The organism is Alcanivorax sp. HI0044 (assembly GCF_001634945.1).
Map to the genome: position 1 here is coordinate 1 of NZ_LWEZ01001152.1, position 11,641 is coordinate 11,641.

Below are 11,641 nucleotides of genomic sequence, written 5' to 3' on the forward strand. Positions count from 1 at the left end.
GACCCGCTGCGTCAATACATTCAGCAAACCCGCAAACGTATCCTCGAAGAAGAACGGGAATCTCCCACGGCATGGTTGCTGTGGGCAGCCGCCGACGGCCTGTTGTTCCAGGAATTACTTGATATCTCACCGGTACCCAGCGACCAACGCAGGCTGGTTTACCAACAACTGCAACGACTGGCCAAGGATCTGCTCAAATGAAACAAGATCCAGCATCCTTTTCCGGCATGCATTCACACGCCAAAAGCGTGTCACCAATACCGCTACGCAATGGCTGCATTACTCTTGCTATCTTGGTCTACGCTACCCTGTTGCTGTCATCCTGCGGCGGCAATGATAAAGCAGCAATGGAGCCCCGTACGGTCCGCCTCTACCAAGTCAGCAGTAATAATAACTTTCAAGCAGCTCGCCACTTCGTCGGTCGCGTCGACGCAGTCAACACAGTAGACCTGTCTTTTCAGGTGAGTGGCCGCATCATCGATATGCCGGTCCATCAGGGCAAGTTTGTTGCTAAGGGAACACTAATCGCCGCGCTTGATTCATCTGATTATCAACTCGCGGTGCGCGAAGCTGAACTACAACTCGAACAGGCCTCGCGCGATCTTGAGAGAACCCGTACCTTGTTCGAACGGGGCACACTGCCGCAAGCAAAATTTGATCAGGCCGAAACCGCATACAAACTGCGTAAAGTTGCTCTTGTTACAGCACAACGAAACCTTGCCTACACACGCATCCTCGCACCGTTCGATGCACTGGTAACACGACGACTGGTCGATCCGTTCACCAACGTACCCGCTGGCGCACAAATCGTGCGAGTGCAAAACGTGGAGGAATTCCGTGTTCACATCAACGTCCCGGAGAACTTGATGGCGACTCTTGAATCACCGGAACGACTGATGGCCGACGCAATTTTCGGTAACGACTCGGAGCATCCGTTGCCGCTCAAATATCACGAACATGAAACTGAGCCGAATTCCGTAGCACAATCCTATCGCGTCACCTTCAGCTTGGCGCGCCAGCACGAAAAGACAATTTTACCGGGTATGACCGTTACGGTGCGTGTAAGTGAAGCCAGCAACCGCCCGGATGCCATGATTGACATTCCCCAGTCCGCACTTGACAGCGATGCCGAAGGCAAATTCCGTGTGTGGGTTTACCAACCGAAAAAATCTGTGGTGACTGCACAGCCGGTCAAGGTACATGGCGTCACCAAGCAGGGCCACGCTCTGGTCGCCGGTCTCTCAGGTAACGAACAGGTTGTTAGTGCTGGCGTGCGGCTATTGCACGATAACATGCCCGTAACCCCATTCAACGGATTCTGATAGGGCGCCTCATGGATATCGCACGCACCTCCATCAAGCGTCCTGTCAACACCTGGCTGATTATACTTGCATGCCTGCTCGGCGGCTTGTGGGGAATGAACAATATTGGCCGCCTCGAAGACCCTGCCTTCACCATCAAGATGGCACTGGTGGTCACGCCCTACCCTGGCGCCACCGCAGTAGAAGTAGAAAAGGAAATCACCGAGCCGCTGGAATCCGCCATCCAGCAATTACCACAGCTGAAACGACTGACCTCGCGATCTCGACCCGGTGAGTCTATTATCAAGGTCGAGATAAAGAACCAGTATGACGGCGACACAATGCCGCAAGTTTGGGATGAACTGCGACGCAAGGTCGGTGACGCACAAAGCTTCCTGCCAATTGGGGCTTTAAATTCCACTGTCCATGATGACTATGGCGATGTGTTCGGAATTTTCTTTGCGGTCGTCGCACCAGACCTAACTGATTCCGAGGTACGCGAGCTCTCGCGCTTCCTACGCCGCGAGTTATTGAATGTGCCAAATGTGTCGAAAGTCACCACCGCAGGCGAGCCGTCAGAAGTCATTTATGTGGATATCTCCCAAGAAAGCCTGGTCAGCCTCGGCATTCCGCTGGAAGTAGTGCTCAACGCTCTACAATCGGAAAACCGCATGCAATCCGGCGGTTCTTTTAAAATCGATGGACGCCGCATTCGCATTAGCGGCGAACCCGGTTTTGATTCAGTCGCAGCCATTGAGGCGTTACGCATCGGTCGACCCGGTTCCACGGAGCAATTCAGCCTGAGCGATGTGGCGTCCGTATACCGCGCTACCGACGATATCCCCAGGGAACTTATCAATTATGATGGCGAAAGGGCGTTCACCCTCGCTATCGCCGGCCTGCAAAATGCCAACATTGTCGAGGTAGGGCACGCGGTCAACGAGCACCTTGATAAAATTCGCCACCATATTCCGTTAGGTGTGCATATTAAGCCGATTTACCAGCAGCACCTTGTGGTTGACAAAGCGATTGATGACTTCCTTGCCAGTCTTGCATTGTCAGTGGCTATTGTAATCTGTGTCCTTTGTCTGGCCATGGGCTGGCGCGTCGGAGTTGCCGTCGGCAGCACCCTTTTACTTACCGTGCTTGGCACAGTGTTTTTTATGGCAATTTTTGCCATCGAAATGGAGCGCATTTCTCTCGGCGCCTTGATTATCGCCATGGGGATGCTAGTTGATAATGCCATCGTCATTGCCGAAGGTATGCTAATCGGTATCCAGCGCGGCAAAAGTGCCGAGAATGCCGCAAGCGAAGCCTGTCGTCGCACCCAAATCCCGCTGCTTGGCGCCACTGTTATCGGCATCATGGCATTTTCCGGGATCGGCCTGTCGCAAGACGTGACCGGCGAATTCCTGTTCTCGCTGTTCGCAGTTATTTCCATTTCACTGTTGTTAAGTTGGCTGCTGGCGATCACTGTTACGCCACTTATGGGCCACTATTTGTTTGATGGCCACCAGTATGAAGAAGGCGAAGATCCCTACGCGCATGCAAGCTACGGCAAGTACCGCATGATCCTTCTGCTTGCACTAAAAAACCGAGGCATCACCGTTACCGCACTAGTTATGATTACCGTAATTTCGATAGTCGGCTTCGGTTTTGTTCGACATGCTTTCTTCCCGCCATCGAACATGCCAATGTTCTACCTTAATGTGTGGCTACGTCAGGGTGCCGATATACAAGAAACCGCGCGGCAGATAAGCGAAATAGAAAGTCTGATTCTCGCTCACGATGAAGTAGAAGCAGTCACCACCTTTGTTGGCCAGGGCGCCAGCCGCTTCATGCTGACTTATGAACCGGAGCTACCAAATCCATCCTATGGTCAGCTGATCGTGCGCGTAACTAATCGTCAGTTGATTAACGGCCTGATTGATGAATTAAGAGTAGTTCTAGCAAACCAATATCCGTCCCTCGAGGTGTACCCACAAACGATGATGTTCGGCCCTGGTGGCGGGGCCAAGATTGAGGCACGCTTTAAGGGCAACGATCCTGCTGTGCTTCGTCAACTTGGTGAGCAAGCACAACAAATTTTCCAAGAGAGTAATGTTGTGCAAGATATCAGAATCGATTGGCGTACGCGGGAGGTTGTCGTGGTACCGCATTTCGATGAAGAACGAGCACGTATCGCCGGCGTTGGCCGTGCAGAAGTGAAAACGTCATCACTATTTGCCACTACCGGTATCCAAGCCGGCACCTACCGCGAATATGACTCGCAAATACCAATTGTGGTACGTCCTCCCAGCGAGGAACGTGGCAGCGTCAGCAAACTCGGCAACCGTGTTATGTGGAGCAGCGCCGAACAGACCTACGTTCCTGTTAGCCAGGTGCTAAGCGGACTAGAAATTGCCACCGAAGAATCCCTTATTCATCGGCGCAACCGTATACGCGCGCTCAAAGTTCAGGCCGAACCGATTGGCGACCTGACTGCCGACCAAGCATTGCGACAATTACATAACGCGGTGGAAACTCTACCGCTGCCAAAAGGTTATGCTCTGGAATGGGGCGGCGAATATGAGAAAGCCAGCGAAGCGCAAGCGTCCCTGGCGAAACAGGTACCGCTGGGGATCCTTGTGATGCTGGTAATTTCAGTATTATTGTTCGGAAAGGTCCGTCAGCCGCTGATAATCTGGCTGATCGTACCAATGTCGATCTGTGGCGTGAGCATCGGCCTGTTACTAACTGGTCAGCCATTCACTTTCATGGCAATGCTCGGCTTCCTCAGCCTTTCCGGAATGCTGATGAAAAATGCCATCGTGTTAATTGACGAAGTCGACGCACAGGTCAAGGACGGTAAGCTAATGAGAGATGCACTAGTCGATGGCAGCGTCAGCCGCCTGCGCCCCGTGATCCTCGCGGCCTTCACCACCATTCTCGGCATGATACCTCTGATGTGGGACGCCTTCTTTTCGAGCATGGCGATTACTATCATGGGGGGGCTTGCCTTCGCCACTCTGCTTACCATGGTGGCAATACCTGTGCTTTATTCACTTTTCTTCCGCGTGCGGTTCTAGGCGGGCTCTTGAAAACTCCGCACACTAACATAGCTTAGCATGAGCCCTCGCACTCTTCTTGGATTATATGATCCAGCCGATAGTGCATGCATCTATCCAAACAACATTTATCACAACTTCTCTTGCGACATAGAGCGCACTTCCATTTGGGCGAACATTACCCCCAACTGAATAGCGAATTTTGCTATTCATATTCTCGTCTTTCACGATCGCAATTCAACACATGTGATTTACAAAAGTCTACGGACTACAGGCAGCAAAAAGAGACATAAAACTCTGACAACCTATCAAAGCGCCTCTATCTCCTTGGCTTTCACATAAACAGCTCTAATCTAATTATTTTCAAACACATATCACCTCCATGAAGCCGGGAAGGAATGTCCTTCCTGACCCCATCTCATGGAGGTTTCATGATCATTCAATGTCCGTCCTGCCGCTCCATCCGAATCGTCGCCCTGCAAAATGGCCGCAAGGTTGGCGGGACTGTTGGCACGGCTGCCGGCGCTGCCAGTGGGTTTGCCATGGCGACCAGTGGTGCTCGGGTTGGCGCTACTGTCGGCTTGGCGTTTGGCCCTGCCGGGTCCGCCATCGGCGGTATCGCAGGTGCCGTGCTCGGCGGTCTAGCTGGTGGCGTTGCCGGAGGTGAAGCCGGTGCCGCGCTGGGAGCCAAGCTCGACGAGACCTATCTCGACAACCTGGAATGCCTGGACTGCGGACACAGCTTCCGCCTCGATTCTGAGTAACCCCCTCTTCCCTTTGCCCACCACTCCGAAGCCCGCCTTGTGCGGGCTTCTTTATGCCCCTTTGGAGGCCTGAATGGATATTCCCACTTTCGTAAAGAACGAGCAGGGCCTGTACCACGTACAGGGCTGCGTTAAACCCGAGGAGATCGTCAGTACGGCGGCCACCATCCTGCTGGATGAGCTTACCGACCGGGAGGCCCTGACCGCGCCTACCGATGTCGCCCAGTTCCTGCAACTGGCTCTGGCACAGGAGAAAAACGAAGTCTTCTCGGCCATCTTCCTCAACAACAAGCACAAGGTGCTCAGTTTCGAGACCTTGTTCAACGGCACCATTGATAGCTCCGCTGTTTACCCCCGCGTGGTAGTGCAACGCGCTCTGGACTGCAATGCCGCAGCCATCATCTTCGCCCATAACCACCCTTCCGGTTGCAGTGAGCCCTCCACTGCCGACCGGCAAATCACCAAACGCCTCAAGGACGCCCTCGCACTGATCGATGTGCGGGTGTTGGACCACTTTGTGGTGTCCCGTTCCAGCTACGTGAGCCTCGCCGAGCGCGGCTGGCTCTAACCCTGCCCTTTGGGCATTCCCTCTTTAACAGGAGATTCACCATGGCACATCTTGTCGAAAACATGGCCTATGTAGGCCGTACCCCCTGGCACGGGCTGGGCAACCAGCTGGCCAGCCAACAGCCGCTGGAAGTCTGGATGCGCGAAGCGGGCATGGATTGGGAGATCCGTGAGACCCCGGTGCGCTTTATCAGCAGCGAAGCCGGCGCGCTCGGCCAGATCTCATCGTTCCCGGATCAGAAGGTGCTGTTCCGTTCTGACAATCAAGAGCCCCTGTCGGTAGTGAGCAACCGCTTTAAGGTGGTTCAGCCCCGTGAGGTGCTGGAGTTCTACCGGGATCTCACCGAGCAATCCGGCTTCGAGCTGGAGACCGCTGGCGTATTGAAAGGGGGCCGCAAGCTTTGGGCGCTTGCGCGTACCGGGCAGTCCGGCACGTTGGCTGGGAATGACCAAACCAACGGCTATGTGCTGCTGGCCACGGCTTGTGACGGCACCCTGGCTACCACGGCGCAGTTCACCAGTATCCGGGTCGTCTGCAATAACACCCTTGCGGTGGCACTGAATGGCAATACCCATGCGGTGAAGGTACGCCACAACACCACCTTTGATCCGCAGTCGGTGAAGAAGCAGCTAGGCATCTCTGTCTCTGCCTGGGATGACTTCATGTATCGCCTGAAGGCCCTCAGCGAGCGCCGCATTACCCGCAAGACCGCCAAGAAGGTCATGCAGACCATCTTCACCGACACCGGCTATCAGCCACCGGGCATGCCGGTGAAGGCCAACGAACAGGCCATGAAGAAAGCCATGGCTCTGTATGAGGGTGCCGGTCGCGGGTCGGATCTGACGTCCGCCAAGAACACAGCCTACGGCCTGCTCAATGCGGTCACCGAGTTCGTGGACCATGAGCGACGAGCCCGCAGCACCGACAACCGGCTGGACTCGGCCTGGTTCGGCAAGGGTGCCCAGATCAAGCAACGTGCTCTGGAGCAAACTTCCCTGCTGGTCGCCTGATACCGGTCGGATCTTTTCTTCCCCTCTCTATTCCCGCATTAAAAAAACCTGGAGAACACCATGGATCTGAAATGGCTCTACCGCCTGTTGGCGGTATGGGACTGCCGCCCTATGCCTGCTGAATTGGCAGCGGTGTGGGGCGCGTTCCTGCATGAAGGCTTGATGTGCCACCCCGGCGATCCGGGGCGCAGTCGCCGCATCCTGGAGACCTGGGACAGTGGCTGCATCGAGCTGATCATCGCCTCCTGTGAATACCTGGACCCACTGTGGCAAACCGTCTCCCACATCTGGTTCGAACCCCGTGGACGCCCCGGCATCTTCGAGTACGAAGTGGTCAGCGAGCTGGGCGAATGGCTGGGTGAGCAACTGCTTACTACCGGCCACCTCCCCAGCGACAAGCAAGCCGAACGCTATATCGAAGCGCTGGTGAATGACTTCTTCGAGATAGGTGATGAGCCACCCTCGTCGTCAGGCCGCGCCGCATGATGCCATTTAGGCATCACTCACTCTCCATCCCCTTCCCTTACTTCTAGCCCCGGCCATTGTGCCGGGGCTTTTCTTTGTCAGGAGAACACTCATGGCACAACCGAAAAGCACAACTCCTACCCAGCGCCCGGCACTGCGCCTTGTCTCTACCAAGCAGATGAGCCGGGAGGACTGGCTGAAGATCCGCAAGCAGGGCATTGGCGCCAGTGATGCGGCTGCCGCCGTCGGCATCAGCCCGTACCAGTCACCGCTGGAGCTGTGGATGATCAAGACCGGGCGCGATGGTCTGTTACCCGCGCCTGATCCCGATGACATCCAATCGCCGCTCTACTGGGGCACCCTGCTGGAGCCCAAGGTGGCCGAGGCTTACGCCAAGATCACCGGCAACAAGGTTCGGCGGGTGAATTCCGTTCTGCAGCACCCGGATGAAGACAAGCCCTGGATGCTCGCCAATCTGGATTACGCCGTGGTGGGTAACGATGACGTACAGATCCTCGAGTGCAAAACCACCGGCCAGTACGGCGCCAAGCTCTGGGCCGATGGGGTTCCCGAGTACATCCAATGCCAAGTGCAGCATCAGCTAGCGGTCACCGGAAAGCAGGCTGCCGATGTGGCCGTGTTGATCTGCGGACAGGAGTTGCAGATTCATCGGATCGAACGGGATGAGGCGTTGATCGCTCACCTGTACGAGCTGGAGCGGGAGTTCTGGCAGCTGGTGGAAGCGGACACGCCACCGGACCCGGATGGCTCCGACTCAGCAGGGAACGCCCTGCAAGCGCTCTACCCCCAGGACAAAGGGGAAACCATGGATCTCACGGACAACCCGGCCATCGAAGGCGACTTCAATGAGCTACTGGATCTGCGTGACACCCTGGGCCGATTGAGCAACCGGGAATCCACCCTCAAGCAACGCATCCAGCAGACCATGGGGTTGGCCAGCAAGGCCACCTTCACAGAGGGCTCTGTGACCTGGAAGCGAAGCAAGGACTCCACTAGCCTGGACACGAAAGCTCTCCTGCAGGATCAGCCTGATCTGCTCAAGCAGTACCCCAAGCACAAGGCCGGGAGCCGTCGCTTCCTGGTTCGCCCCAATGCTTAACCCTCTACGACTCACGGCATAACAGCCGGGCCTGGCCCGGCTGCGTCTATGCCTGTTATCCATCAGGAGCATCCCATGATTAAAGGACTCGCGATTACGCCCCCCGTGATTGGCCGCATCAGCATCGGCCGCGTGGTGGAGAAGAACGGCAAGCGTCTGCCCGAGAAAGACGATCAGTTCACCATCACCACCCAGATCCAGACCAAGGAAGGCTGGCTGCCCCACCCGCTGGATGACGCCCTGCGCCAGGACACCAAGGGCAACAAGCTCCGCAGCATTCCCGTCACCTTGCCGTTCAACGATCCGGACCTGAATCTACGGGCGGAATACACCTTCTTTGACCGCAAGAGTGGCAGGCCGCTGTGTGCAGGCAACGGGGAGACATGCCGGCGGCATACCGAGAATGGACTGGAATCGCTCCCCTGCCCGTCACCGGATCTGTGCGACTACGGCAGCCACGGGCTGTGTAAGCCCTATGGCCGCTTGTATGTCCGTATCGGGAATGACGATGAGCTGGGCTGTTTCGTGTTCCGGACCACCGGCTACAACAGCATCCGTACCCTGGCTGCCCGGCTGCGCTACTTCCACGCCATCAGTGGCGGCAACCTGGCCACCCTGCCGCTGGAGCTCAAGCTGCGCGGCAAGAGCACCACCCAGAGCCACCGGGCACCGATCTACTACGTGGATCTAACCCTGCGGGCCGATCAGCCCCTGAAAGAAGCCGTCACCCACGCCAGGGAGGAAGCCAAGGGGCGAGAGAATCTGGGGATTCACCAGACGGAGCTGGACAAGGTTGCTCAGGCCGGGCTGTTGAACGCCTGGTTCGAGTATGGGGAAGAAGAAGGGCTGCAGGTTACTGAGGAGTTCTTTCAAGCAGAGACGGCACCCAAATCCGAAGCAAACGCTCAATCAACGAAAAAGCTCAAACAGAAATTGACCAATTCACCACTTACGCCGGCCGCAACAGGAAACAACGAAAGTAAGTAAGCATGGCGAGAATTCTTAACTCTCGCCAACGATCAGCACTTCAGCCTTCAACCATAGATCTGAAGGGCGGCACTCCAATGCCTCGGACAGACGCCACACCGTTGAAACCGAGGCTTGTCGATTACCCAGCTCAACACCGGACAGAAAGGATCTGGAGAGCCCTGCCCTGTTAGCCAAATCCTCTTGGCTGATACTCAGCTCAATACGCCTAATCTTGACTGCTTTGCCAAAGGCAACCGGAATTTCCATCAAATGCTGACCTGCCATCTAAGGTAAAGAAAGCAGTCTGGATGGTTATGAGAAGCCTATTAACGCCCGTTAGGGCACCCTATGTACTCTATAGGAAACATTAAGTAATCTAATCACCCTAATCATCTGATTAAGGGTCGCCTCAGAGCATTGGCTCATCCCACCAAAGAAGAACGAAGCACAAAAAAGGAGAAAACCATGGGCAATGACTGCCTTCGACTGATAGCAGGCCTTTTTCTGGCTACATCACTTATCGGCTGCCTGGATGGCGCCAGCGATATAGACATCGTCAAAGAAGGGCGATTCGACGCCCACCCAGAATTCAAGATCGGTGAAACCTTTGACAACCGGTCCATGTGCGAAAGCACCAGCTGGCAAATGGTTCAAGATAACCGTGGAAGAGATCTAGTCGAGTACCGCTGCGAGATTGTAGGCGTCAACGACTACTACCATAAAAGACTGGTTGCTCTGGCTGAAAAATGCGAGGAATCCCTAAACGACACCTCCCCCAACCCCTTCAGGGCAAGACTCAAGAAAGAGCGCCAAGAAGAGCTGGATTCTATCGATCATCTCAAATCAGAAGTTGAGTCTGCCGAATCAGATCGAACAAAAAGGCTCATCAAATATCACTCAAAAAAAGCCGATGAGAAGACAGCGAGGCTGGAAGAGCTTGACCGGTGGGAAAAGAACAAAATAGCCAACAACAAAACCACTCTATCCAAAGTTAACCAGATCTTGTCTGGGTTTAATGTCGCCTCAGCCTATGAGTTCTTCCGCTGGTCTGTCGCCGAAAACGGCACCTTCGTTCTGATTGAGGGTGGGGTCGGGCTTAAAAAGCCAACAGATGAAAAACACCATGAAAGCACCTATGGCGACCGGCAGATGAGACTCTCGGTCGGTTATGCATACGAAAACAGAGATCTCCGTCATGCATTTACCGGAACCCACGACAGCAGCCTCGAACTCCATTGCCAATGATCTAACACGAACTCTGACACGCAAGGTATTGAACAATGATTAACAAACTGATCATCACTCTATTATTCGCAGCATTCATGACCGGCTGCGGTGAAACATTTGATGCTTCGAATGACAACATGATCCGGGTCTCGTACAACGGGATTTTAGAGACTTTGGATGGTAAAGAAGAGGAGCAGTTCAAACGCCAGTACCAGTTCTATACAGAACAGTATGAACTCCCGCAGGATCCTGAAGAGCCTGGTATCAATTTTGCTCAAAATGACATTGAGTCACTTCATGGCCTCACCTACGGGGAGGTCATCAGCAAAGTCGCGCAGCATGAACAGTACGTTGCCGACATTCGCAGGGAAGAAGATCTCTTTATGCTCCGAGAGCTCCATGGCCTCTATCTAGATAGCAGAGAAAAGATCTTGTCGTCGATGAAAGACCTGCCAGTGGCCCTAGAAGCGATGGAAGCAAAATTCCTGGGGCCGCTGGCCATCAAAGCCGAACTCGATAACAACACCGATTACACTATCAGGGAATTCTCCCTAGAGGTGAGCGTCGTCCAGAGAAGTACGGGGGAACAGGTTTACTCAACGTCAGTATTCGCCGACCTTGGTAATGACCCGCTCCCGCCCGGCTACTCCTACACCAGCTCATTTGGAGATCAAAAAGTACAAGAGGTGATACAAGACAAGAACTACACCGTGATTGGGTATCTATCCAATGTCATCGTTGATGATGGCAGGCGCGTATATGCCAAGATGGCTGAAAGTAACTTCCTACAGTACGCCTCTTTGAAAAGAGCCTACCCTGAAGAGTTCAAGGATATTCAGGAAGAGCTGGGCGATCCGGTTATCTAGTTTGGCATTATCCCAGCCGTGACCACAGTTGCGCGATTATCAAAGTGTGTGGAGACTGTGTCCATCTGACACCATGTGCGGTGGGGGGGCCTGGGTAGTGTTCAGAATTCTGTGTCACTTCTTTAATCTACACACCAAAGAGGTGATACATGACCAAACCCACATTCGACATTGATGCTGCTCTCAAGGCCCTACAGGAAGGCAAAGACCTGACCGGCAAAGACGGCATTCTCACGCCGCTGATCAAGCAGCTCACAGAAGCCGCGATGCAAGCCGAGCTGGACAATCATCTTACAGAAGAGAC

At 54.6% G+C, this 11,641-nt stretch carries 12 protein-coding genes and 1 pseudogene; 12 read left to right on the plus strand and 1 reads right to left on the minus strand.

Annotated features, from left to right (window positions below):
* The 9 genes from A3730_RS31720 to A3730_RS14815 form a co-directional block, all read left to right on the plus strand.
* A partial coding sequence (locus tag A3730_RS31720) for a hypothetical protein (RefSeq protein WP_197477487.1) occupies positions 1–201 on the plus strand: 201 nt, incomplete at its 5' end.
* Positions 198–1,322 (plus strand): efflux RND transporter periplasmic adaptor subunit, encoded by a 1,125-nt coding sequence (locus A3730_RS14780; RefSeq protein WP_082872392.1) that lies wholly within the window; start codon positions 198–200, stop codon positions 1,320–1,322. The genes A3730_RS31720 and A3730_RS14780, both read left to right, overlap by 4 nt.
* Positions 1,323–1,333: 11 nt before the next feature.
* Positions 1,334–4,369 carry an efflux RND transporter permease subunit gene (locus tag A3730_RS14785; protein ID WP_035233487.1) on the plus strand — a complete coding sequence of 1,012 codons (3,036 nt, stop codon included), beginning with the start codon at positions 1,334–1,336 and terminating at the stop codon, positions 4,367–4,369.
* 410 nt (positions 4,370–4,779) lie between these two features.
* Positions 4,780–5,112 (plus strand): hypothetical protein, encoded by a 333-nt coding sequence (locus A3730_RS14790; protein ID WP_035233488.1) that lies wholly within the window; start codon positions 4,780–4,782, stop codon positions 5,110–5,112.
* Positions 5,113–5,185: 73 nt separating this feature from the next.
* On the plus strand, positions 5,186–5,680 hold the full coding sequence (gene radC, locus A3730_RS14795; RefSeq protein WP_035233489.1) for a DNA repair protein RadC: 495 nt from the start codon (positions 5,186–5,188) through the stop codon (positions 5,678–5,680).
* Between the two features lie 41 nt (positions 5,681–5,721).
* The gene (locus tag A3730_RS14800; protein ID WP_063519344.1) at positions 5,722–6,690 is read left to right on the plus strand and encodes a DUF932 domain-containing protein; all 969 of its coding nucleotides are present in this window, start codon (positions 5,722–5,724) and stop codon (positions 6,688–6,690) included.
* Between the two features lie 60 nt (positions 6,691–6,750).
* Entirely contained in the window at positions 6,751–7,176 is a 426-nt protein-coding gene (locus tag A3730_RS14805; RefSeq protein ID WP_063519345.1) for a hypothetical protein, read from the plus strand.
* Between the two features lie 91 nt (positions 7,177–7,267).
* Positions 7,268–8,275 carry a YqaJ viral recombinase family protein gene (locus tag A3730_RS14810; protein WP_063519346.1) on the plus strand — a complete coding sequence of 336 codons (1,008 nt, stop codon included), beginning with the start codon at positions 7,268–7,270 and terminating at the stop codon, positions 8,273–8,275.
* A gap of 75 nt (positions 8,276–8,350) precedes the next feature.
* Complete coding sequence (locus A3730_RS14815; RefSeq protein ID WP_063519347.1) at positions 8,351–9,262, plus strand: hypothetical protein; 912 nt, start codon at positions 8,351–8,353, stop codon at positions 9,260–9,262.
* Positions 9,263–9,277: 15 nt separating this feature from the next.
* On the opposite strand, the gene A3730_RS14820 is transcribed toward A3730_RS14815, so the two are convergent.
* Positions 9,278–9,529, minus strand: coding sequence for a helix-turn-helix transcriptional regulator (locus tag A3730_RS14820; protein WP_365869996.1), 252 nt, complete (start codon positions 9,527–9,529; stop codon positions 9,278–9,280).
* Between the two features lie 180 nt (positions 9,530–9,709).
* On the opposite strand from A3730_RS14820, the gene A3730_RS14825 reads away from it, so the two are divergent.
* The 3 genes and pseudogenes from A3730_RS14825 to A3730_RS14835 all read left to right on the plus strand — a co-directional run.
* Positions 9,710–10,489, plus strand: coding sequence for a hypothetical protein (locus A3730_RS14825; protein ID WP_063519349.1), 780 nt, complete (start codon positions 9,710–9,712; stop codon positions 10,487–10,489).
* 35 nt (positions 10,490–10,524) lie between these two features.
* Positions 10,525–11,337: a DUF6694 family lipoprotein gene (locus A3730_RS14830; RefSeq protein WP_063519350.1), complete on the plus strand. Its 813-nt coding sequence runs from the start codon at positions 10,525–10,527 to the stop codon at positions 11,335–11,337.
* Positions 11,338–11,486: 149 nt separating this feature from the next.
* A pseudogene (locus tag A3730_RS14835) lies at positions 11,487–11,641 on the plus strand (IS256 family transposase); the annotation flags it as partial.